This window comes from Pontiella desulfatans (assembly GCF_900890425.1).
GTDB lineage: Bacteria > Verrucomicrobiota > Kiritimatiellia > Kiritimatiellales > Pontiellaceae > Pontiella > Pontiella desulfatans.
The window spans coordinates 2,641,125-2,664,832 of record NZ_CAAHFG010000001.1; the positions used below are offsets into that span (position 1 = coordinate 2,641,125).

Here is a 23,708-nt window from a genome sequence, read left to right on the forward strand (position 1 = left end):
AGCCTTCTCATTTTTCCCCCTTTTTCTTTTTAACCGGCTTTGGATAAACCAGGTCTTCATCCGCCCAGCGCTTCCAGGCGGCCATCATTTGCGAGGCGCGTTCGGGCTGTTCGGTAATAAGGTTGTTGAGTTCGGTTCGATCCTTCGACAGGTCGTACAGCTCCCAGAGATTCTTCTTCACGCCGACATTGGCGGCCACGCCCTTGCCGACGAGCTTCCAGTCGCCGTCCATCATGAAGGCATTGTTTTCATGTTCGGAAAACATCGGAGCGCGCCGCTGGATCGGCTTACCTTCGAAGGCGGGAGCCAACGATACCCCGCGCAATGGATGGATTTTTTTGCCACCGAACTTTTGAGGATAGGTTGCCCCGGTGATTTCCAAAACGGTCGGCATCACATCGATGAGCTGCGCGGGTGATTCATACCACTCATCAACCGGCTTGATGCGTTTTGGCCAGTGCATGAAGAAGGGCGTAGCCGCGCCGCCCTCGTGGGTGTAGTGCTTGTAGAGGCGGAACGGCGTGCTCGAAACATTTGCCCAGGCGGCGCCATAGTTGTTGCCGGTCTCCTGGTTGCGTTTATTAACATCCATGATTTCACCGCGGCCCAGCGGCGGCCCCTCGGCGCAGGCGCCGTTGTCGGAGAGGAACATAATCAAGGTGTTGTCGAGCTGCCCGTTCTTTTCCAGGGTCTGGACGAGTTTGCCGATGTTCCAGTCGACGCGGTCGATCATGGCGGCATAAACCGCCATGCGCATATCCATTTCCTGCTGCTTTTCGGCGTCGAGCGACTCCCAGGCCGGAACCTTCGGATCGCGCGGCGAGAGCTTCCACTCCGGTTTGATCAACCCGAGCTCGATCTGGCGTTTGTAGCGCTGTTCGCGCAGGGCATCCCAGCCCTGCATGTATTTCCCGGCATAGTTGGCAATGTCCTCCTCGTGGGCCTGATGCGGCCAGTGCGGCGCGGTGTAGGCCAGATAGAGAAAGAACGGCCGATCCTGCCCCTGCTTCTCCTCGTTGATAAAGCGGATAGCATAATCCGTGAAAGCGTCGGTCGTGTAGAACGGGCGGTCGGTGGTGCTCTTCTTTTCCGTGTCGGTTTCGTTTCCGAAAGTCATATCGCGTTCATTGAACGGATAGAAAAAGCGCGTGGCACCGGCAATGCAACCGTAGTATTTTTCGAACCCGCGCTGCAACGGCCAGCGATCCTGATCGTTATAGCCGAGGTGCCACTTGCCGGTCATCAGCGTGGCATAGCCCGCCGGCTGCAGCACCTCGGCAATCGTCACGCACTCGCGGTTGAGAAAGCCGCGGTAGTTCGGGAATTCTTCCCCGGCATCGTGTCCCTTGCTGTTCGGCGGATTGGTCATGTGGCCGATGCCGGTGAGGTGCGAGTGCAACCCGGTCATAAGCGACGCGCGCGTCGGGCAGCAGCGCGACCCGTTGTAGAAGCGGGAGAAGCGCACTCCGTTGCCCGCCAGACGATCCATGTTGGGTGTATTGATTTCGCCGCCGTAGCAGCCGATATCGGAATAGCCCATGTCGTCGACCATAATCAACGCGATGTTGGGACGCGGCGCGGCGGCGGCGGAAAGAGCGATCAGCAGGGAGGGCAGCAGAATCTTCATCAGGGGTTCTTCCTTTTCTTTTTGGGACTGGCCTTCTTGCCGGCGCCCATGCGTTCGAGCGCCTTCATTTCAGTGGCCTGCCCTTCGTCGCCGCAATGCGCCATCCAGCGCTCCAGCTCGGTAGCCAGCTCCTTTTTCACTTCGTCATATTCCGGGTTATCGGCCAGGTTGTGCATTTCGAGCGGATCGTTCACAACATCATACAACTCGATAGCCGGCCGGAACGTGTAGCGTTGCACCAGCGCCGCGGCCTTGGGATCGCCGGCGGCGGCCTTGGCCTGCCAGCTCCTGAACTCCTTCGACCGGGTGCAGGCATTCCGGAATTCCATCTCCGGCGTGAAGTTCAGAATATATTTGAAGCGTTCGGAGCGGACGGAACGGATGCCGAAATGGTCGGAACCATTGTTGATGCCCCGCGTCGTCATTTCGCCAAAGACAAATTCCTTATGTTGCTGCTTTCCTCCAAAGACTGAGAGCAGGCTTTTGCCATCCAGCACCCCGGCCGGCGTACCGCCCGCCGCTTCAATAAAGGTCGGAAGAATATCCACATATTCAATCATCGCCTTGTTCACCGAACCGGGCTTGATCCTGCCGGGCCAGCGGGCGAGGAAGGCGGATTGCAGGCCGTTGTCGTAGCACGTCCATTTCGCGAACGGGAACGAACTGCCCTGCTCGCTCACAACAATCACCAAGGTGTTTTCGGCCATTCCGTTTTTTTCAAGCAGCGCCAGAGCTTCGCCCACCTGCGAATCGTAGTAGGTGATCTCCGCCAGGTAGCGCGACATCGCCTCGCGCGTTTCCGGCGTGTCCGCGAAATAGGGCGGAAGCTGGATTTTGGCCGGCGGATAGCGCGAGGCATCGCCCTTGTCCCACGGGGAGTGCGGCTCGTTGGAACAGAGTAGCAGGCAGAAGGGTTCGGACTTGCCTTTGCAGTCGGCCATGAAGGCATCCACCTTGTCGAACTCCGGGTTGTTGACCGTGCCCAGTTTTTCCCATGCAAAGACCGAGCCGGGACTTACGTGGGTCTTGCCGCTCTGCGCCACCCGGTAGCCGAGCGCACCGAGATATTGCACGACGCTCTTCATGTCGGGATCGACATGCGTGTGGTTCGGATAGGCACCGCTCTTGACGGGATATTGGCCGGTATAGATGTTGTGGCGCGTCGGCGAGCACATCGGAGCGGCCTGGAAGGCGCGCGTGAACTTCATGCCCTCCCGGGCCAACTGGTCGATGTTCGGCGTGTACGCCTGGCCGCCGTAGCAACCAATGTCGCGGAACGTGCAATCGTCCGCGATCATGAAAACAAAGTTCGGCTTTTCCGCCGCCCAAACCGAGGCCGCAGCCAGCGCGATAGAAACAAGCGTGATTAGTCTTCTCATAGTTACACCTCATTTAACTGATTTTTTCACCACAGAGATCTCAGAGAACAGCGCTTCAGTGAGATTATTCCTGTGAATCCCTTATTAGCCTTTTTTCTTTTTGTTGCCGTTTTTCTTTGGCTTGTTCCCGCTGCCCATCGCCTTGGTGCGTTTCGCCCAGGCATCCCATTCCCGTTCCAAGGTTGCCACCAACTCCGGGTGCTTCGCGGCGAGGTCTTTCGTTTCGCAGGGGTCGGCGGAAAGGTCGAACAGCTCCCAGTTTTTGTTGGGATAGCGATCGTTGCCCTTGACCATTTTCCACGTGCCCTTCTGGATGGCCCTGGCGCCGAAGTGCTGATAGCACAGCGTGCGCGAGTTGAGCGCATTGCCCGGCCTGAACAGCGGCGCGAGGCTCACGCCTTCCATCGGTTGAACGGATTCGGGATAACGTGCGCCGCTCACATCCACCATCGTGGACATGATATCGACAATATGCGCGGAGTCGCGCACCCAGCGGCCCGGCGCTTCGACGCCCTTTGGCCAGTGCACGATGAAGGGCGTCACAATGCCGCCCTCGTGGCAATAGTGCTTATACATGCGGAACGGCGTGTTGCACAGGTTCGCCCAGGCCGACCCGCCGGAAATGTAGGATCCGGGCCCGCCGATGGTTTCGAGCTCCGCCACCGTGTGCAGTTTGGTGATCCCTGCGCGCGAATGCTTATCGAAGCCGAGCGGCCCCCACTCGTAGCACGCACCGTTGTCGGACAACACCATGATGACCGTGTTTTCGTAGTCGCCCGTCTTTTTAAGCTGCTCAACAATCCGCCCGATACCGTCGTCGACGTGCCTGACCATCGCGGCATAGAGCGCCATGCGGTGCGCAAGATCCTCCCGCAGGTCAGTATCAAGGTCATTCCAGGCCGGATTCGGCTCGCCGGAATAGCCGTTCGCGATCTGGTTGTTCTGTTCAACCGGCACCACCGACCGATCCGTCAGAGCCCACCCTTCGCCCTCGGCCAGCCCGATGCGCTTGAGCTTTTCAAAGCGCTCCGAGCGGAGCACATCCCACCCCTTGCGGTAGGTATCGACGAACGGCTTGACCGATTCGATCGGCGCCTGCAACGGAAAGTGCGGCGACGAGTGCGCGAGATACATGAACCACGGCGTGTCCTTTTTTTCCGCCTGCTTCAAAAACTCCAGCGCATATTCGGTGAACACATCCGTGGCATAGAAATCCTTCACCTTGATTTCCGGCTCCCGCCCTTTCGGCAGCCGCACATATTTTCCCGGCGACCATTGGTCTTGGGAGTGCCCGGCGGGATAGCCATAGAACTCGTCGAACCCGCGGTCGGTCGGAACGTGCCCGACGTGCCATTTGCCCACCGCGTAGGTCTGGTAGCCCGCGCCGCGCATCACTTCGCCCAGCGTGGCGCAGTCTTCGACCAGCGCGCCGCCGAAATTGGGGATGCCCGTCTGGCCCGGATGCAGGCCCGTCATGAGCGAGGCGCGGCTGGGGCAGCAGCGTGCGGAGTTGGTCATGCGCGTAAAGCGCAATCCGTTATTTCCCAGCCGATCGATGTTCGGCGTTGGAATTTCGCCGCCGTAGCAGCCGAGATCGCTGAAGCCGAGATCGTCGAACAGCACGATCATAACGTTTGGCCGTTCGGCGAACGAACCCAACCCCATCAACATACACAGCATCGTTAACCAGTGTTTCATCATGACCTTCTATTTGTTTGAGGGTTGGATTTCATGCGGCGTCGGGCCGCTGAGCGGATAGGGCTGGTGCTCCAGTCGGATCGTATCGCCCTGTTCCTTCATCCAGTCGTCGAGCATGGCCGACATCTTCGCGATCTGCGCCTTATACTCCGGATTGCCGGCAAGGTTGATCTGCTCCTGCGGATCCTTCTCCAGATCGAAAAATTCGATTTCCGGGCGCTGGTAATATTTCTGAATGACGGCCTTCGCTTCAGGATTGTTTTTCGCGGCGGCATCCCACGAATCCCAATAGGCTCCGGCACCGTCCTTGCGATGGATATCGGAATGGTTGGAGTGGTAGCAGTCCGGATGCGTGTTGCGGATATACTTGAAGCGCTCGGTGCGCACGCTGCGCATCGGGTAGACGTTCATTTTCACGTCGCCGGTGTGCGTTGTGAAGATGGCGTCGCGATGCTTTTCCGCCTTTCCCGTCAACACATTTGCGAACGACCGGCCGTCGATATCCGCCGGACTTTCTCCGCCAACGAGTTCCAGCAGGGTCGGGAAGATATCGATCCAGCTCACCATGGCATCCGTGCGCGTTCCGGGCTTCACCTTGCCCGGCCAGCGGACAATCATCGGCACATTGATACCGGCATCGTAGAGGTTCCACTTGCCGAAGGGCCATTGGCCTCCGTGGTCGGCGGTATACATGAAGAGATAGTCGCGGTTTCCGAAATAGGCTTCGGCCAGCTCGTCCACCCGCCGCATTTCGTCGTCCATGCCGGTGACGTCGGTCAGGTAGCGCGCCCAGTGCTCGCGCGTTTCGGGGGTATCGATGAAATGCGCGGGCAGGGTGATCTTTGCCGGATCATAGTCCATCTGCTTCGTCCACGGCACATGCGGACGACGGTCGCCCACCATCAGGCAGAGCGGCTTTTGCGACGTCCGTTGCTTCAGGAATTTTTCGACGTTCTCCGCCAGTCCGGTCTTTTTGGGAAAGTCGTGGTCGAACCCCATCATGGTTGCATAGTTGTTGTGCGCCACTTTGCCGAATGCGACCACCTCATAACCTGCCTGCTTCAGGTGCTTGACCATCACCTGCGTTTCGGGGCGCGGCTTAACGTGGTTGCCTTCCGCCCCGTTGCGCGCCGGCATCAGGCCACTGAGCAACGCCGACCGGCTGGGGCCGCAGGCGGGCGAAGCCACGAACGCATGATCGAAAACCAATCCGTCCTTCGCCAGCGACGCCATCATCGGAGTCCGCACCTCTCCGCCATAGACCTGGCATTCCGCCCGCCCGTGGTCGTCCGCCAAAAAAATCACCATGTTCGGTTTTTCCGCCGCCAATGCGCCCACGCAAAAAACCAAACCCAATGCCATTACCCATCGTTCATTCATTGTTCCACCTTTCGTTATCCAAAAGACGGTATGTTAGCGCAATCCCGGACGAAGATCGTGTCACTTAAACTAGCTACAAGCCCCCGCCGCCGGTGTCACTCACATTGGTGACATGACAACGCCATGCGGATGTGTTTCCCTATTGGCTTTAACTGAAAGGAACAACCATGAAAACTTTATTTACCATAACCAGCGCGGCACTCTGTGCCCACCTGTCGCTGGCCGGCGCTTCCGATTGGAAGCCGGCCGAAAACACCATGCTGACCCCCTGGGGCGAAAAGCTCGACCCCGCCAATGTTTGGCCGGAATATCCGCGCCCGCAAATGGAGCGGGCCGACTGGAAAAACCTGAATGGCTTCTGGAACTATGCCGTGACCGACAAAGCCGCATCCAAGCCGTCGGCCTGGGATGGCGACATCCTCGTTCCTTTCGCACTCGAAGCCCCGCTCTCCGGCGTCGGGCGCAAATTGCAGCCGTCCGAGGCGCTTTGGTATAAGCGAACCTTCAACCATGCCCCGAAAGAGGGAACGCGCCTGCTGCTGCACTTCGAAGCAGTCGACTACAAGACCGAGGTCTGGGTGAACGGCCAGCGGGTCGGATCGAACATTGGCGGCAACCTGCCCTTCAGCTTCGACATCGGCAATGCGGCCCGGGCGGGTTCGAACGAAGTGCTCGTTAAAGTGCTCGATGCCACCGACACGCCCGGCACCTATCAGTTGCGCGGTAAACAGGTTTTCAAAAACGGAGGCATCTGGTACACCCCGGTTTCGGGCATCTGGCAGACCGTCTGGCTCGAGACCGTTCCGGAAAACCATATCCAGTCCGTCAGGATCGACACCAGGGTTACCGGCGACATTGCCATCCAGCCGACCATCGTCGGGAAAGGTTCCATCAAGACCACCGCCTATCTGGATGGCAAGGAGGTTTCCTCCGGCACGGAAAAGCTGAAGGTGGATGCCCCGAAACTCTGGTCGCCGAAATCCCCGGCCCTGTATGACCTGAAGGTTGAGCTGGTCGATGCAAACGGCAATGTACTGGACACCGTTAACTCCTATTTCGGGATTCGCGAATGCGGAAAGCGGCAGGATGCCGACGGCAACTGGCGCTTCACCCTCAACGGCGAAGAGATCTTCCACTACGGCCCGCTCGACCAGGGCTGGTGGCCCGACGGCCTGCTCACGCCCCCCTCCGAAGAGGCCATGCTTTTCGACATGCACTATCTCCAGGAGGCCGGCTTCAACATGATCCGCAAGCACATCAAGGTCGAACCGCGGCGCTACTACTACCACTGCGACCGGATGGGCTTCCTCGTCTGGCAGGATCAGGTTTCCGGCGGAACCCGTGTGGGCGCCCCGAAGAATGCGCCCCCGATAAAAAAGAAGGAAGCCCAGGCAAAATCCGAGTGGCCGGAATGGAAGCGCCTGCACCAGCCCGACTCCCCCATCACCGAACTCGACAAGGCATGGCCCGACTGGGCGCATGAGCAGTGGATGGCCGAACTCAAGGGCATGGTCGATCACCTCCACAATTACCCATCCATCGTAGTCTGGACTCCCTTCAACGAACGTTGGGGCCAGCACCGCACCATGGCCGTCGGCGAATGGATCGCCCAATACGATCCTTCCCGTTCGATCAACATTGCCAGTGGCGGCAACTTTTTCCCCGTAGGCGACATTGCCGACCACCACCAATATCCCCATCCCATGTTCCCGATGGACGACCCGGCATTCAACGGCTACCTGAAAGTGGTCGGCGAGTATGGCGGGCACGGCTGGCCCGTGGATGGCCACATCTGGAAAATCCAGAACCGCAACTGGGGCTATGGCGGACTGCCAAAGACCCTCGATGAATACAAGGCCCGCTTTTCCGAGTCGGCGCGCATCCTCGGCGAGCTGAAGAAACAGGGCGTCTCGGCAGGCGTCTATACCCAGACCACCGACGTCGAAGTCGAGATCAACGGCCTCATGACCTACGATCGCAAAGTGCTCAAGATCCCCGCCGCCGAACTGAAAAAACTTCACAAGGCCAACGGGCTTGCGGAATAATCCGCAGCCCGTACGAAACCCAGGGTTAATCCTGGAAACGTACATGAACCACATATGAGGAACTTGCAAAACCTCTGGTTTTGCCGCTCCTGTTATCAGGTACTGGTTATTGGTTATCAGGACAAGTCATACGCAACCAGTGGTTTAGCCCAATAACCAATGACTTTTAACAAAAAACCGCCTCGCAAACTCGAAGGGTTTTGCAAGAGGCTCAAATGAATGCGGATAAAATCAGATACCCAAACAGGACATCCATAACCCACGGGGAAGGCGGGACAGCTTTCGTATCTTTATGATTATCCGCGTCCATCCGTGTTCATCCGTGGTTCCATGCCCGAGTGAAGGTGAATATCCCGCGGCTTGCTGCGGGGTGTTTTCATTTAATGCGGCATGTCTTTATTGCGTGCCCGTTCGGGGCCGTGCTTAAACCATTTGGGATTCGTCTTTAAGGTCGGCACCCATTTGGCGAGTCGTTTTTTGACCACGGTATATTCGGGATTGTTCGCCAGGTTGGTAAACTCGTCCGGATCTTTGGAATGGTCGTAGAGTTCTTCGGAACCATCGCGATAGACAATGTAGTTCCACTGATCGAGCACAATGGAATAGTCGGGCCCGTAGTGGTCGGTAATCACCGCCGGCACCTTCCAATCCCTGGAAGGATCTTTCAACAGCGGAACAATACTCTGTCCCTCCAGTTCCGGGCGGATCGGCAAGCCGCACAGCTCGGAAAGCGTTGGATAGATGTCGAGAAACGTCGCCGCGCGCTCGCAGCGCGAACCCGGCTTCGTCAGCCCGGGCACCTTATAGATCAGCGGTGAATTGGTGCCTTGGCGCCAAAGCGAAAACTTTTCCCAACGGTGCTTGTGCCCCAGCTGCCAACCATGATCCGTCCATAGGATAATGATCGTGTTGTCGGCGTTCGGGCTGTTTTCCACGGCGTCGATCACGCGCCCGACGCAGTCGTCGGCGAAGGCCATGCAGGCGAGGTAGGCCTGCACCGCCTTTTTCCATTCGCCCATCTCCTTCACACCCTTGAGGAAAAAGTTTGAGCTGAAGTTGCGGTGCGCAATCTTCGGGATATCGTCGAAATCATCTTCCGGCACGTTCGGCAGTTCGATTTCATCGAGCGGGAACATATCGAAATATTCCTGCGGCGCCAGCAGCGGTTCGTGCGGGCGGAAGATGCCGCACGCCGCGAAGAACGGCTTGTCGTGTTTTTGGGCCACATAGTCGGCAATGTAACCCGCCGCATTCCAGTCGCCCGTCTCCTCCTTCGGTTCCGGACACGGCCCCCAGACGCCGAACTTGCCGAGATAGTTGCCGAATCGGCCGTTGTGCCACTTGGCCCAGCCTTCGGCGTTCAGATAGTTTTCGTGGCCTTCGGTGCCGTGCTCGCCCACCCATTGGTCGTTCCATGAAACCGGATCGGAAATCGGGTTGGGCTCCTCCAGCGACTGCCGTTCCTTATGGAAAATCTTTCCGGCGGCCACCGCCTCGTAACCGTGTTCGCGGAAATGCTGCGGAATCGTCACCCATTGTTCGCCGCCGGGGCGCAGGCGGAAATCCCCTTCGTTGCCGAACTGCCCGGTGGTTTCCGGACGGAGCCCGGTCATGATCGCCGTACGCGACGGATTGCAGGCGGGCACAACGCAGTAGGCGTTGGAAAACAGCATCCCCTGCTTCGCCAAACGGTCAATGTTCGGCGTCTGCGCCCTGCCTTCCAGACAACCCACCCAGTTGTTCATATCGTCGATCGCAATCATCACGACGTTCATTGGCTTCTCTGCAGCGATCAATGCGTCGGGATTCAACCACAAAGACACGAAGAACACGAAGGAGCAAACCTGCATCACCTTCGTGTTCTTAGTGCCTTCGTTGTTAACGATCTGTTTAGTTTGTTTTTGCATTAATGTTTACCCATGGCTTTGTTGCGTTCGCGTTCTTCCTCGTGGTTGCGCCAGTCGGGGAATTGCTCCTTCGTCGGCAGCATGGCCGCGAGCCGGGCCTTGACCGCACCGTATTCCGGATGGTTCGCGAGGTTCGTGAATTCGTCCGGATCCTTGGAATGGTCGTATAGCTCCTCGTCACCGTTGTAGTAGCGGATATAGTTCCAATGTTTGTAAACCACCGAACGGTCGGCGCGCTGTGTGTCGGTCACGATTGCCGGATGGTTCCAATCCTTGGAAGGATTCTTCAGCAACGGCACAAGGCTGTTGCCCTCCAACTCGGGACGCTTGGAAAGACCACATAGTTCTACCAGCGTCGGATAGATATCCAGAAACGAAACCGATGCATCCGACGCCTTGCCTTTAAAGGCCATATCGGGGGAAGCAAAGATCAGCGGCGCATTCGAGCCCTGCTTCCAGAGCGAAAATTTTTCCCAGCGGTGCTTGTGCCCCAGTTGCCAGCCGTGATCCGTCCAGAGCACAACAATGGTGTTGTCGGCATAGTCACTTTCTTCCAAGGCTTGGAGAACGTGACCGACGCAATCGTCGGCGAACGCCATGCAGGCCAGATAGGCCTGCACCGCCTTCTTCCATTGCCCCATCGGTCTCACGCCATCGAGGAAGAACGGCGTGCTGAAGTTTTCGTGCGCCACCTCCGGAATGTCGCCGAAATCGTCATCCGGTACGTTCGGCAGTTCGATTTCATCGAGCGGGAAGCGATCGAAGTATTCCTTCGGTGCCAGCAATGGTTCGTGCGGGCGGAAGATGCCGCACGCCGCGAAGAACGGTTTCCGATGATCCTGCTTCAGGTAGTCGGCAATATAGTCCGCCGCCATCCAGTCGCCGGTTTTTTCCTTTGGCTCCGGGCACGGCCCCCAGACACCGAACTTGCCGAGATAGTCGGTAAACTTCCCGCCGTGCCATTTGGCGAACCCATCCTCATTCAGATAGTTGGCATGACCGCCCGTCCCCGTTTTACCCTTGTACTGCGCATCCCACGACTTGGGATCGGACGCCGGCTCAGGATTGTTTCCGCCCCCGCGCGGTTTATGGAAAATCTTACCCGCCGCCACCGCCTCGTAGCCGTTGTTGCGGAAGTGCTGCGGCAATACCACGATGCCGTCGCCGCCCGGGCGCTGCCGGAAATCCCCCTCGTTGCCGAACTGCCCGGTCGTCTCCGGACGCAGCCCCGAAAGCAGCGCCACGCGCGACGGGTTGCAGGCCGGCACCACGCAATAGGCGTTGCTGAACAAACGCCCCTGCCCGGCCAGCCGATCAATATTGGGTGTCGTCGCCTGCCCGCCCATGCAGCCGACCCAGTTGTTCATGTCGTCGATGGCAATCATCAATACATTCATCTTTTCCGCAGAGACACCAGAAACGAGAGCAACTGATACAACGAAAATCAATGACCGCAAAGACGCGAAGATACGAAGATTCACATCCCATTGCGCCTTCGAGTCTTTGCGGTCATCTACATCAGGTGGAATGAGAATTTTCATTTCGACTGCTTGATGGTGTAGGTGGTTTTGACGCCGCCTTTATCAATGACTTCAATGGTGACGGTGCCGGGATTGCGGATGGAACGCTCGCGCGTTTCCTGCCCGTTGATCTTCACCGAGCGCGCTTCGCCTTCATAGTTCCAGCGGACGTTATCGCCCTTGAACGTGAAGGTGTATTCGGTGACCTCCTGCGAAAACTCCGGCACCAGCCGGCCCTTTTTCCCTTTGTTGTGGTGGATTCCGGGATGGACATATTCCTCGCGTTCGACCTCCTTGGCGACGGCTTTCGGAACGAACGTTTTCAAACGGGCCTTCACCTCGGCAAATTCGGGGTTGTTGGCGAGGTTCGTCCACTCCTGCGGATCGTTGTTGTGGTCGTACAGCTCCTCGGGCCCGCCCTGGCGGACAATGTAGCGCCAGCGTTCGGTGCGAAGGCTGTGGTTGCCCGCGCCCATGGTGGTAATCGCCGGGTGCGCCCATTCCGCCACCGGATTCTCCAGCACGGGCACAATGCTTCTGCCGCTCAAGCCGTCCTTCTCCGGCAGGCCGCACAGCTCGACGAGGGTCGGGTAGAGATCAATCAAACCGACGGGGCAAACCGTGCGCCCCGGCGTCATTCCGGGCACCTTGATGAGGAACGGCATGCGGGCGGACTCTTCCCAGAGGGTGAATTTCTTATAGCGCTGTTTTTCGCCGAGGTGCCAGCCATGGTCGCCCCACAGCACCACAATGGTGTTGTCGCGGTAGGGGCTTTTTTCAAGCGCGTCGAGAATCACACCGACGCAGTCGTCGGCATAGGCGCAGTTGGCCAGATAGGCCCAGGCCGCCTCTTCGCGCAGGCCGTTCTCGAGCGCATAGGTGTATTCCTTGCTCGGCGACTGCCCCGGAATATCGGCAAGATCGTCGTCCTTGATCGGTGGCAGCCGGGTCTTATCCAGCTCAAAGCGCGCATAGTATTCGAGTGGAACATTCCACGGCAGGTGCGGGCGGAAAATACCGCACGCCAGAAAAAACGGCTGCGGTGTTTCCTGCTTCGCGGAATCGGTCAACCACTGCGCCGCCCAGAGCGCGTTCTGGTAGTCGGCGGTGGTTTCCTTCGGCTCCATCGTGCCCTTCCATCCAATCGGCACACCGCCGCCCACGGCAAGCTGGTTGGATACCTTCATGTCTTTGTAGGGCGACATGTCGGTCGTCTGCCCGATCGGCACCGGCCGCTTGTCCGTGCGCGGGTCGCTGAAGATATCCCACGACTGCGGGTCGGCCCAGTCGCCCGACGGATGGTGGAAAATCTTGCCGCGCACCATCGAGGTGTAGCCATGGTTGCTGAAATAACGCGGGAGGGTGACGGCATTTTTCAACACGGCGCTGTCGCGCATGAAATCGCCGTTGCCGTACACCCCCGAAACATAGGGGGCGATGCCGCTCATCGTCGCCGCGCGCGAGGGATTGCAGACCGAGGCCGCGCACTGCGCGTTTTCGAACACCATGCCCTGCGCCGCCAGCCGATCCATGTTCGGCGTCTTCGCCTGCGGATGCCCGCCCAGAAAACCGACCCAGTCGTTCAGATCATCCACCGCGATCATCAAAACATTCATCGGCTTTTCCGCAGCGCGAACCACGGACAAAAGAACCACGGATAAACACAGATAGACACCGATTTTTTTATTCATTTTATTGTTCCAATGGTTGGAAACCACCGAGATTGATTTCGCCGCCCTCTTCACGAATCTTCTGGGGGCCAATGCTCGACGTCACATTCGTGAAATCGATGGCACCGCTGTTGCTCGTGTGCAGCACGAGTCGACCTAAATCAACATTCGTCCCCGTTGCCACCGCATTGTTCCGGACATGGAACTCACCGGTGGAGCCATCATCCACCCAGTCCAGCGGACGGGCCAGGCGCACGTCCTGAAGTTGAAGCTTTGCCTCGTTATGAAGATCGAGCGTGGTGCAGGTGACGGTCATATCCTGCATCTTCACGTTACCGGCCCACTGCATGTGCTCGCCGATCACCGCGGGCCCCTTGATGTGCGCGTCGGTTTTCTCGCCCGTAAAATAGGTGCCCCACTGGTAGGCCCAGGGATAAAACTGATCGCCGCGCTTAATCGTCAGGTTGGCGATCTTCAGCGGTTGCTTGAAATCGAAGCCGAGCTGCACATCGCCGGCAATGTTGTGGCCGAGCAGGTGCGGCAGAAAGTTCGGGCAGTCGTTGAGCGTCACGACGCATTCGGGTTTGCCCGGCTCGATGCGGCGGAAAAAGACGAACCATTGGCTGGGCACGAGATGGTTGTTCAGCTCCAGCGAATAGTCGGCGGGTAGGTTGGAGGAATCGTACTTCGCCGAAAAGCGACGGTTGACCGGGAGATCGAGCGCGTATTCCCCGCCCTTCAGGCAGTAGAGCGCAAGGCCCACCACAAACTGGCTGTCCGTCAACACCACATCGGCCTTTCCCGAAACAATCACGCTGTCCGGACTCGGCCCCTGCCGCAAACGCGTTGCACGGAATTTACCAACGGTTTCCTGGCTGAAGGTGATGCCATAGGAATACTGAACCGTCGTATCGACCGCATCCCATTCGCCATCATTCAAATTGAAGATGGTATTCGCGTATACCCCATCATGCACACCGCCGCCGACCGTCGAGTTTCTGGTGATGAGTTTTCCGCCCTTCCAATAGATCTGACGATGCCGGGAATATTCGCCTTTGATTTCCAGAATGCAGTCGTCCAGCTCAAGCTCGCCGCCTTTTTCAAACGTCAGATTGCCGTCAACCACCAGATGTTTATTCACAAACGACTGCTGGTCGGCAATCTTCCAATCGCTGGAAACCGTGACCACCTCCCGCGGTTCCTTGAAAACAATCTTCCCGCCGTTTTCCTTTGTTTTGACTTCCGCCTTCTTTTCAAAATCCCGGAACTCGATCGTTCCGTTGCCTTCGGTTTTCACGATCAGCGAACCCAGATCGACATGGTTGGCCATGATTTTTCCTTCATCCTTGATGATGACCTGGCCATTGCCCTGCTCGCGGCCGAGTACGGCGTGGTCGATCTCCAGCACGCCGGTGCCGTGGACATCCAGCGTGGTGCAGCCCAGGAAAATATCTTTGGAATTATTGCCCGCTACCTGAACTTTTCCACCCCAGAGCATCAGCTCGGCAATTTTTGCAGGGCCGGTGATTTTAGCATCGTTTTCCTTGCCGGAAAAATAGAGCCCGCCATACATGCGCAGGTTGACGGGGCCTTTGCCCTTCATCACTTTCACACTGCCCATCCGAACATCGGACGAAAGATCCGGCGAAAGACTGACCGCGCCGGTCACATTATGACCCAGCAGGCTGAGCATCAGGTTTTCGCAGCGGTCGATGGTGATCTCGCTCTTCGGGTTGTTTGGCCAAATGTTGCGCACGAAGACAAACCAATGCGGCACGGTTACGTTTTTCAGCTCGGCGCGGAACGGCTCGGCCCCGCAGAGCGTGGATTTGTCGAACGTGCGCGTCAGCGCTTCGCCGCACGGCAGATCGAGGTTCACCTTGCCGCCCTGCTCCGTATGGAGGCCAAGCGACAGCGGAAAGGTGCTGTCTTCCAGCACGATGTCGGCGCCGCCGGAAATAATGATCGAGTCCGGATTGGGGCCGGCGTTGAATCGCTTGCCGCGCAGCACGCCGCGGAAGTCGCCGTTCCAATGGAACGTGATGCCATAGGTGTTTTGCACCGTGGTATCGACGCCGTCCCAGCGACCGTCCTTCAGCGCAAAGTTGCTGGCGCGAAGCCGGTTATCCACCTTGATGCCGCCGACCGTGCAGTTGGTGGTGATGAAGGTTCCGCCGTTCCAGCGCATTTCAAACTCGCGGGAAAAGTTGCACATCACCCGCACTTCGGAGTTGGAGAGTTTCCAGACGCCGTTGGTTTCGAGCACAATGTTGCCGTGGATTTCGTAGAGCGTATCGGCGGCCTCGACCGTTTCGCCGATATGCCAATCGCCGAACACCTCGATCTTCCTGCGCCCGTCCACCAACGATTCCTTAAACTCAGGAGCCGCAAACGCGCCAAGAGCCAGACTGAATAAAACTAGAAAGCAATTTCTCATCGGGTTAGTAATGAGCCTCGAGAGACGCAGGGAACTCAAAGAATTGTCCTTTGCGAACTTTGCGTTCTTTTGTGGCCAATCTCCGCTATTTAGGTTCAACGCTGAAGAGTGCACTTCCATGGGCTGGAAGTTCGACCTCAAAATGGCGCTCCGTGCATGCCGGCGTTTCCCCCGACCAAAGTTCGGTAAACTTCGCGCCGCCTTTAAAGCCGATCTCTTCCAGCGTTACCCCAACCACATCAATGTCATCGTTAAGGTTGAACATGGCCAGGTATTTCACACCGTCATCCCCATCGGCCAGCCAGGAAACGCGGCTGACGTTGCGGGCGAGCTGGTGTCCGTTGCGGCTGTTCTGATTAACCGCCAGCACATCCTTGTTGGTCAGCAGCTCCTTGGTGAATTCGTCCATGTGGAGCAGGCAGCCGCCGAACATGAGCGGCGAACGGAAGATGCTCCACATCGTCATGAGCGTGCGTTGCTCCTCCTTGGTAAAGTCGCTCGACCGTTCCTCGCGCATCGGGCCGCACATGGAGAGGCGGCCGATCGGAATCATGTCGGCATCCGGCCAGCTGCCTTCCGGCACGCGGCCGCTCCAGGCGTTGCAAAGGTCGAACTGCGCCTTAAGCTTCCACCACTCGTCCCAGAAATCCATCGAGATGCGCCACATGTTGGCGTGGGCGGAAAGGTGCGCGGCATGGTGGACGGGCGCGGGGCCCGGCGAGAGACTCAGCACCATCGGGCGGCCGCATTGGTCGATCGCCGTGCGGATGGCCTCGACCTCTGCGGCGTGGTACGGGCCGGGATAATCGACGAGAATGTCGTCGGCCTTGATGAAATCGACGTCCCACGAGGCATAGAGTTCGAAGAGCGAATGGTAGTATTCCTGTGCGCCGGGCTTCGCCATATCGACCCCGCCCATCTGGTTGAGCCAGGTGCACTGGCTGTTGGGATCGACGATGTCGGCGGCGGTTTCGACGGCACCTTTGATCGGCGCATTTTGGGCAACGGCCTGGTGCGGGATGCCGCGCATGATATGGATGCCGAACTTCAGCCCCTTGGCATGCACATAGTCGGCCAGCGGCTTGAAGCCCGCACCGTTTGCGGCAGAGGGAAAACGAGCAGGATGCGGGAAGAGACGGCTATATTCATCCATCTCCAGTGCCGGGGAATCGCCATCAACGTTCGGATTGGCGACCGGGCCCGGATCGGGATGCGACCAGCAGAAATCGACGACCGCGTATTGCCAGCCGCATTCCTTAAGGTTGTCGGCCATCCAGTCGACGTTGGCCTTGAATTGTTCTTCAGTGACGGAAGACCCGTAGCAGTCGAAACTGTTCCACCCCATTGGAGGCGTCTTCGTGAGTTCGTGATGTTTATATTCCATGTTTCTTCTCCTATCGAAAGTGACGAGTGATTCGTGACTCGTGAATTTCAGTTTCCGATTTAAAATTTCAGGTTTCAGCCCACCATCCCATCATCCGAGTCGTCGCGCTGGGCGGCATCGAGATCGCGGAACATTTCCTTCATGTTTTTGAGCGCGCCCGTAACGAGCCAGACGGCGCCGACAAGGACATAGGCAAAATTGATGTATGTGCTGATCTGGAAATATTTGGCCCACACGCCGTCCGGGATGCCGATCAGCCATTGGCATAGGCAGCCGATGACGAAAACGAAGAACCAGAAGATGCCCCAGCCGGTGAGGATGAAAAAGACCAGCTTGTCGCCAAAGGTGAATTCCCGGGTGATATTGAAGAGTTGATACCAAACGTTCTCGAACTTTTCGTGTTCGGCTTCCCCTTTTTCGGAGGCGTAGTCGCCGCGATGCAACAGTTGATCGAGGTTGAATTCCGGCACCTTGGCCACCAGCGAATCGATCCAGGAAACAGCGATGAAGATGACGGCGAGAATGAGGTAGATCCAGAAGCCCATGTTCCAGCCGTCGCCTTGGAAGATGCCGTCGATTTTCTTGAGCGATTCAACGATGAAACGGTGGTAGCCGGGTTGTTTGAATTCGAAGCCTCCGCCCGAGGCCTCGGCCACGAGCAGGTCGTCGGGATCGAGGATGGAAATGGTTCCGGCTCCGGCCTTGACGGTCTGCGCATCGATCTCGGCCTTGGCGGCGCCGCCGCGGGAGGTCAGGCGCGCTTCAAGCGGAACGTCGACCACCTCGTAGGCTTCGGCACCGAAGCGCCACACGAGCGAACCACCGGTCGCCTCGCCGGGGGCGATGGTGTAGGAGCGGCTCTTGAAATAGAGCGTGTGCTCGTTCCATTTTCCGGAGCCGAAGGTGTCGCCGAGGTTGGGGATGCTGGCGTTGCGGACGAGGTCGAACGCGCCGAACGTGAGCAACAGACCGATGATGGCCGTAATCCATGCGGCGCGCATGGTGCCGCGCTTCCAGTAGAGGGCGGCGAGGAAGGGAATGTATAGGCAGCCCGCCACGCTCGCCCACACCAGCGCGAAGAACATCTGCATGTCCTGCTTTTGGTTGAATACGATGCTGAGGCCGAAATAGAGAACGGCGACGGCCACGATGGAGATGCGCAGCAACCGCATGTGCGCCTTCGGCCCCAGGGTCTTTTTCCGGAGCGGCAGCACCACGTCCTGTGCAAACATGCCGCCGAACTGGAGCAGGTAGGAATTGTTGGTGGAGATGAAGGTGGCCAGCGCCAGCGCGGCGAAAAGCCCTTTCACGCCGATCGGCAAAAAGTTGGCGAGCAGCACGGGCACGCGGATCTGGCGCATCACCTGATCCTCCTGCCCGGCCAGGGCGCCCGTCACGCTTTGCTGGAGGTCGGCGTATTCGGGCAGGTGCAGCAAGGCGTAGGCGAAGATCGGGACGATGAAGAGCGTGCTGTAGATGATGTGGTTGCGGACGTTGGAAAGTACGATCGACATGCGGCTCTCGTGCGGCGTCTTGGCCGAGGCGGTCGCCGCCTGGTTCCAGCCGCCCGCGGGCCAGATGAAGATCATGTAAAACGCGAGGATGAAATAAAACTTCGGGCTGTAGAGATAGGTGCCGCCCATCTTGAAGGGATTAACCTTCGAGGCATTCTCGGGCGCCGCCGCCAACCCCTCGGTCAGCGCCGACCAGTCCAGCTTGAACAGGAGCAGCCCGAAGATCAAAGCGAAAACAATCATGGTGAACATGGCCTGCATCGAGTCGGTGACGATGACGGTGATCTGCCCGCCGATAAAGGTGAAGGCCAGCGCGAGGAAGAGCAGCATCGATACGATCAGGTAGAAGGTCGGCACATCGAATCCGAAGAGCGGAACAAATTCCGGCAGACCGAGATAGTTCACGAAAAAGCGCGTCGCGACCGTCGGGAAAATACTGAGCCCGAACAGCTGCGTGGCGAAAACAACAATGCCCGTGAAGATGCGGTAGCCTTTGCCGTAGCGCATTTCGAACAGCTGCGCCTGCGTCAGCACGCGCGTTGCGCGCCAACGGTAGACCACCCAGCCCGAAAGCGACACGGCCAGCCCGATCGGGATCGTCATCGTCATCCACCAGATGCCACCGAACCCGGCTTCATAGTAGGTCTGGAATTCCTGCACCACCTGCATCAGGCCGAGCATGCTCATGGCGTGCGCCGAGGTGAGCAGGTAGCGGTTGGCGCAGCGCCCCGCCGCCATAAAGTCGGCCACGCCGCGCATATAGGTGCGGGTGAAGAGCGCCGCTCCAGTCAGCAGCCCGAGAAATACCACGATCAACGTCCAGTCTATCCAATGCAAGTTCATAAGGTTCCGTATCCGGTTCGATGGTTTGAAGCTAGCCCGTCTGCGCGATTCCCGCCATCCACTGTTGCGATTAATTTTATAGATTTTGCGCAACCACTGTGGCACGGTGAAAACCCTACCAAGGAGAGGTCATGTCGAAAACCAAATTCAAGATTGCGCTGATGATCGAAACCTCCGGCAGCTACGGCCGCGGTGTCCTGCGCGGCATTGCGCGCTATTCGCACCTGCACGGCCCGTGGTCGTTCCACGTGCTTGCGGGCCACACCAGCCAGAGCCTGCCCGACATCCATAGCTGGAAAGCCGACGGCATCATCGGCCGCATGAACACGCCGCAAATCCTAAAAGCCGTGGCGGAAAGCGGACTGCCCGCCATCGGCCTCGACATTCCGTTCGACCAGACCGGACACGTGGGCGGCGAAAGCAGGATCAGCGAAATCCATCCCGACCCCGACGCCACGGCCGACCTGGCGGTCAACCATCTGATCGAGCGCGGCTTCAAGCAATTTGCCTTCGTGGGCGAGGGCGAGCGCGTCTGGTCGATGCGGCGCAAGCTGGCCTTTTCAAAGCGCATCGCCGAGGAAGGCCTCCCCTGCTACATCTATCCCGTCCCGAAAGCCAAGGGCGGAAAACCTTCGTGGGACAAGGAAGCGTCGTTTATGGAAACCTGGCTGAAGGAACTTCCGAAACCGATCGCGCTGATGGCCAGCAACGACGAACGCGGCCGCGAGGTGCTCGATGCCGCCATGGTGGCGGGCATCGCCGTGCCCGACGACCTCGCAATCATCGGTGTCGACAACGACGACATCCTGTGCGAGCTGTGCGACCCGCCGCTCTCCAGCGTGGACTTCAATACAATCAAGGCCGGCTACGAGGCGGCCGAACTGATGGAAAAGCTGATTTCGGGGAAGATTAAAAAGCCCCGGACGATTCTTTCCGAACCGCTCACCGTGGTGACGCGCCGCTCCACCGATGTGTATGCCATGGAAGACCGCAAGGTGGCCCAGGCGATCGGCTTCATCCGCGACAACGCCGCCGAACCGATCCGCGTACCCGATGTGCTCAAGGCCGTACCGATCTCCCGGCGCGCACTGGAACTGCGGTTCAAGCAGGTGATGAAACACTCGATCAACGACGAAATCCTGCTCGCCCACCTGCAACGGGCCAAGGAGCTGCTGCAGTCCACCACCCTGCCCGTGGAGGAAATCGCCTACCTCGCCGGATTCAGCTCCAACAGCTACATGGGCGATGTCTTCAAGAAACGCCTCGGCACCACCCCCGCCCGCTACCGCAAGAGTGTGCAACGATAGATTCTACGGACTATTTTCGATGATGAGACGGATGAAGGTTTGGCTTTCCCCGGCCGGGATGGTGTTGGTGATGATGTCGAAGGTGCCGCCGGTCACGTTGGTGCCGACCACGGAATACCCCGCGTTTGTCCAGACATTGGAAACGAGGTTGGTGCTGGTTTCGAGGTAATAGACGAGGTCGGGATCGTTGGCCCGCTTCACGTAGATATAGTCGAACCCGCTGCCGGCATTTCCAAAGATGGGAAGAATCCCGAGGTTCAGCGCGTTGGTCGGATTTCCGCCGAGGCCGTATTCATAGAGGTTGCTCAGGCCATCGTTATCGTCATCGCCCGACTCCTCCTCCGCCAGACCGTAGAGGGTCGCCCACATGCCATAGGGGCTTAGGCCCGTCGGAACAACCGCCGCATAGGAAGTACCCACGCGGATTTCATCGATATTCAGATCCGGCAGCGCCCCGTTGCTGTTGAGCTCGAGGGCGGAAAGCGTGGAACCGAGCTCGATGGAATAGCTCGAGATGGCGCTTCCAGGGGTTGGAACTTCCGTCAGGTTCGGATTCTTGAACACATAAACCTGCTCATCGCCGGCTTCGTAAAAATCGATGCGAACCACATACAGGTCGTCCTGGTTCAACGGGTTGTTGTCGAACCCGCCGGCCGTGACCGCATTGTTGTTGAACACCACCGCAAACATTCCGTTGTCGACGGCACCCGATGCACCGGTCTGATGAAAACGGATTTCCAGCGTATCGGCATCAAACGGCAAACCCAGCCACGACTGTTGGCGGTCGGAATCCTCCAGGCTCGCCATGTAGGCCACATAGGCGGTATCGCCGTCGCTGAACGAAACCGGCGAAGACAGCGCAGCGGAGAACGGCCCCTGATCGCCGACCAGCAGTCCGGCGCTGCCTTCCGTCTGCAGGGTAAAGGTTCCATCGGTGTAAGGCGCGGCGAAGGCTTCGTATTTTTTATTTTCATCCGTTCCGTTGGCATCGGCGGAGCTGTCCCAGGGCTGCAGGTTGATCGCCCCGGTCAGGACTCCGATGAAGGAATCGCCCTCGCCCAGCCCGGTGCCGTGGCTGAAGGGTTCGTAGACCAAAAGGTCTCCGGGCGGCGGCGGTTCGGGCGGCGTTCCACCTCCCAGGTCGAAATAATCATCGCCCGGTTCAAACTCGGCCACGACCGTATGATTGGCCGCCACATCCGCAAACGTCACATTCTGCAGACGCCCTTGATCCACGCCATCGACCGTTACGGTTTTGATGCGGTTTCCAGGGTTTGGAATAATGGCGACGGAGCGCGCCATGCCCTCGGGGGTCGGGAGCGCACCGGAAGGCGACAGGGTTCCGCTCCCGATGGCCGTGGCCGTCACCGTATGGATGTTGCCCTCGGTGGTGAAGCTGATGTTCGATGTCGTGTTCGGATCGATATCGAACCAGGTCGAGGCATTGGCGGCGGTGACCAGCTGATTGCCCGCCACGATGTTGATGAATTTAAAGTCGCGGATCATCGCCTTCACCCCGTTGCGCTCAAAGCCGTGGATCGGGTTTTTGACGATGCCGCCGTTGGCGGCGGTGAAGCTCTCGATGATGATATTCCTGAAGGTGAAATCCTTAATTTCGCCCGGATTGCCCGGATCCCAGGCCGTACCGCCGTCGTATTCAATCGTCACGTTGGCCAGCAGACTAAGGTTGTTTTCGCAGTAGATATTTTCAAGAACGTTGGATTCCTGGTTCACGCCCTGGTTGAGCACGGAGCCGATAACGCCGCGGTTACGGTTATAGGAATGCCACTCGGGATTGATGAAATAGAGATTGGTGTAGGTGGTATAACCCGTGCCGAGATTATTCCAGCCCAGCTGGCCGAACGCGCCGTTGCGCATCGGCCAGATCACGCTGTTCTGTCCGGTGTGCAGATCGCGGGCATAATCGAGGTCGTCGCTCGTTTTAAGAAAGACCGCATCAATCAGCGAACCGCCGCCGGGGCGCAGGCCGTCGTGGTTGGAGGCCCAGCCGATGACCTTGACGTTGCGATAGGTGTTGCGCTTGGCGCTCGGCCAGGTGTGGTGTGTCGGGTTCTCCACAATCACACCTTCATACCGTCCGTCATCACTGCCCATAAATTCCATGAAGCCGTCCTTGGTTCCGGACTCATCGCGGATGGCGTGCCACCATAAATGCTGCCCGGTAAAAATGCCGCGGCCATAGATGCGCAGGTCGTCCTTTCCGTTGGCGTGGATTGCGCCCTTGATGAACGCACCACCCGCCGCATAAACCTCCTGCCCATGCTTGCCGATCGGCATCGACGACATGCGCGGGTTGGCCGGATAACGCGCCTGCAGGTCGTGCACCCCCGGCGGGAAATAGATCAGATCGGCCGATGCAAGCGCCGCCTCCGAAACGGAGGGTGAATAGACCACCACCCCGGCGGCGTTGGTGTTCGGCACATCGGTCTCCGGCGCATCGCCGAACAGCATCAGACCGTTTTTAATATCCTTCCCGCCGCTGCCATCGTCATCCTGGTTATCAGCGCTCACAAAATTGACGCTGATGTATTCCGTGCGGTCGTCGACATTGCTCAGCTTGAAGCGAACCGTTCGACCATCGAAAAAGTAGGGGTTGATGCCATAGGCTTTCGGCTGAATCTCCACGCGCGGCGCGGTGGTGCCATAGAGCTTGGTGACTTCCACATCGATCTCGCCGGTGAAGGCATACTGCACAAACGACATCGAGCGGTTATCGAGCACACCGGTCACGCCGTCGCCATCCTCACCGGGTGTCAGGTTCGGTTCGGAATAGTGGGTATACATGGTATTGGTCACCCCGCCCTGCCACATCCGCACCTGATACAACGAGGAAATCGGCGCCGCCGACGGCCAGGGATAGTCGACAATGGCCGCCGATGCGGCCAGCCCGCCAAACACAACTAAGAAAACCAATGCACGTCTTTTCATGTTTCGAATATGCCTCTGGAAAAGCAGACCTTCCAGCCATGCGAGCGA

At 58.4% G+C, this 23,708-nt stretch carries 13 protein-coding genes; 2 read left to right on the top strand and 11 right to left on the bottom strand.

Translation table 11 applies throughout. The annotated features are described in order from the left end of the window. Positions 1 to 7 precede the first annotated feature (7 nt). The 4 genes from E9954_RS09250 to E9954_RS09265 form a co-directional block, all read right to left on the bottom strand. Positions 8 to 1,627 (bottom strand): arylsulfatase, encoded by a 1,620-nt coding sequence (locus E9954_RS09250; RefSeq protein WP_136078896.1) that lies wholly within the window; start codon positions 1,625 to 1,627, stop codon positions 8 to 10. Next, the gene (locus tag E9954_RS09255; protein WP_136078897.1) at positions 1,627 to 3,006 is read right to left on the bottom strand and encodes a sulfatase family protein; all 1,380 of its coding nucleotides are present in this window, start codon (positions 3,004 to 3,006) and stop codon (positions 1,627 to 1,629) included. Before E9954_RS09255 ends, E9954_RS09250 begins: the two co-directional genes overlap by 1 nt. A gap of 84 nt (positions 3,007 to 3,090) precedes the next feature. Further along, positions 3,091 to 4,707, bottom strand: coding sequence for an arylsulfatase (locus E9954_RS09260; protein ID WP_136078898.1), 1,617 nt, complete (start codon positions 4,705 to 4,707; stop codon positions 3,091 to 3,093). 6 nt (positions 4,708 to 4,713) lie between these two features. Next, positions 4,714 to 6,084 carry a sulfatase family protein gene (locus E9954_RS09265; protein ID WP_222847122.1) on the bottom strand — a complete coding sequence of 457 codons (1,371 nt, stop codon included), beginning with the start codon at positions 6,082 to 6,084 and terminating at the stop codon, positions 4,714 to 4,716. A 167-nt stretch (positions 6,085 to 6,251) separates the two neighbouring features. Between E9954_RS09265 and E9954_RS09270 the strand changes: the two genes are divergently transcribed. Beyond that, positions 6,252 to 8,129 carry a glycoside hydrolase family 2 protein gene (locus E9954_RS09270; protein ID WP_136078899.1) on the top strand — a complete coding sequence of 626 codons (1,878 nt, stop codon included), beginning with the start codon at positions 6,252 to 6,254 and terminating at the stop codon, positions 8,127 to 8,129. 380 nt (positions 8,130 to 8,509) lie between these two features. On the opposite strand, the gene E9954_RS09275 is transcribed toward E9954_RS09270, so the two are convergent. The 6 genes from E9954_RS09275 to E9954_RS09300 all read right to left on the bottom strand — a co-directional run bounded on the left by E9954_RS09275 (position 8,510) and on the right by E9954_RS09300 (position 19,404). Beyond that, positions 8,510 to 10,036: a sulfatase gene (locus tag E9954_RS09275; RefSeq protein WP_136078900.1), complete on the bottom strand. Its 1,527-nt coding sequence runs from the start codon at positions 10,034 to 10,036 to the stop codon at positions 8,510 to 8,512. After that, on the bottom strand, positions 10,036 to 11,433 hold the full coding sequence (locus E9954_RS09280) for a sulfatase (RefSeq protein ID WP_168442115.1): 1,398 nt from the start codon (positions 11,431 to 11,433) through the stop codon (positions 10,036 to 10,038). Before E9954_RS09280 ends, E9954_RS09275 begins: the two co-directional genes overlap by 1 nt. A 140-nt stretch (positions 11,434 to 11,573) precedes the next feature. Continuing rightward, positions 11,574 to 13,247 (bottom strand): sulfatase, encoded by a 1,674-nt coding sequence (locus E9954_RS09285; RefSeq protein ID WP_136078902.1) that lies wholly within the window; start codon positions 13,245 to 13,247, stop codon positions 11,574 to 11,576. Position 13,248: 1 nt separating this feature from the next. Beyond that, entirely contained in the window at positions 13,249 to 15,588 is a 2,340-nt protein-coding gene (locus E9954_RS09290) for a hypothetical protein (protein WP_136078903.1), read from the bottom strand. 160 nt (positions 15,589 to 15,748) lie between these two features. After that, complete coding sequence (locus tag E9954_RS09295; protein WP_136078904.1) at positions 15,749 to 17,047, bottom strand: glycoside hydrolase family 27 protein; 1,299 nt, start codon at positions 17,045 to 17,047, stop codon at positions 15,749 to 15,751. Positions 17,048 to 17,121: 74 nt separating this feature from the next. Further along, on the bottom strand, positions 17,122 to 19,404 hold the full coding sequence (locus E9954_RS09300; protein ID WP_136078905.1) for a sodium:solute symporter family protein: 2,283 nt from the start codon (positions 19,402 to 19,404) through the stop codon (positions 17,122 to 17,124). A 131-nt stretch (positions 19,405 to 19,535) separates the two neighbouring features. Between E9954_RS09300 and E9954_RS09305 the strand changes: the two genes are divergently transcribed. After that, positions 19,536 to 20,711, top strand: coding sequence for an AraC family transcriptional regulator (locus E9954_RS09305; RefSeq protein ID WP_136078906.1), 1,176 nt, complete (start codon positions 19,536 to 19,538; stop codon positions 20,709 to 20,711). 3 nt (positions 20,712 to 20,714) lie between these two features. Here E9954_RS09305 and E9954_RS09310 read toward each other — a convergent pair whose 3' ends face one another. Continuing rightward, positions 20,715 to 23,660: a hypothetical protein gene (locus E9954_RS09310; protein ID WP_136078907.1), complete on the bottom strand. Its 2,946-nt coding sequence runs from the start codon at positions 23,658 to 23,660 to the stop codon at positions 20,715 to 20,717. Positions 23,661 to 23,708: the final 48 nt, after the last annotated feature.

Bases quoted from the DNA above. Each gene is read 5' to 3' on its own strand.
- E9954_RS09250 (WP_136078896.1), bottom strand. From the start codon at position 1,627: ATGAAGATTCTGCTGCCCTCCCTGCTGATCGCTCTTTCCGCCGCCGCC.
- E9954_RS09255 (WP_136078897.1), bottom strand. From the start codon at position 3,006: ATGAGAAGACTAATCACGCTTGTTTCTATCGCGCTGGCTGCGGCCTCG.
- E9954_RS09260 (WP_136078898.1), bottom strand. From the start codon at position 4,707: ATGATGAAACACTGGTTAACGATGCTGTGTATGTTGATGGGGTTGGGT.
- E9954_RS09265 (WP_222847122.1), bottom strand. From the start codon at position 6,084: ATGAATGAACGATGGGTAATGGCATTGGGTTTGGTTTTTTGCGTGGGC.
- E9954_RS09270 (WP_136078899.1), top strand. From the start codon at position 6,252: ATGAAAACTTTATTTACCATAACCAGCGCGGCACTCTGTGCCCACCTG.
- E9954_RS09275 (WP_136078900.1), bottom strand. From the start codon at position 10,036: ATGCAAAAACAAACTAAACAGATCGTTAACAACGAAGGCACTAAGAAC.
- E9954_RS09280 (WP_168442115.1), bottom strand. From the start codon at position 11,433: ATGAATGTATTGATGATTGCCATCGACGACATGAACAACTGGGTCGGC.
- E9954_RS09285 (WP_136078902.1), bottom strand. From the start codon at position 13,247: ATGAATAAAAAAATCGGTGTCTATCTGTGTTTATCCGTGGTTCTTTTG.
- E9954_RS09295 (WP_136078904.1), bottom strand. From the start codon at position 17,047: ATGGAATATAAACATCACGAACTCACGAAGACGCCTCCAATGGGGTGG.
- E9954_RS09300 (WP_136078905.1), bottom strand. From the start codon at position 19,404: ATGAACTTGCATTGGATAGACTGGACGTTGATCGTGGTATTTCTCGGG.
- E9954_RS09305 (WP_136078906.1), top strand. From the start codon at position 19,536: ATGTCGAAAACCAAATTCAAGATTGCGCTGATGATCGAAACCTCCGGC.
- E9954_RS09310 (WP_136078907.1), bottom strand. From the start codon at position 23,660: ATGAAAAGACGTGCATTGGTTTTCTTAGTTGTGTTTGGCGGGCTGGCC.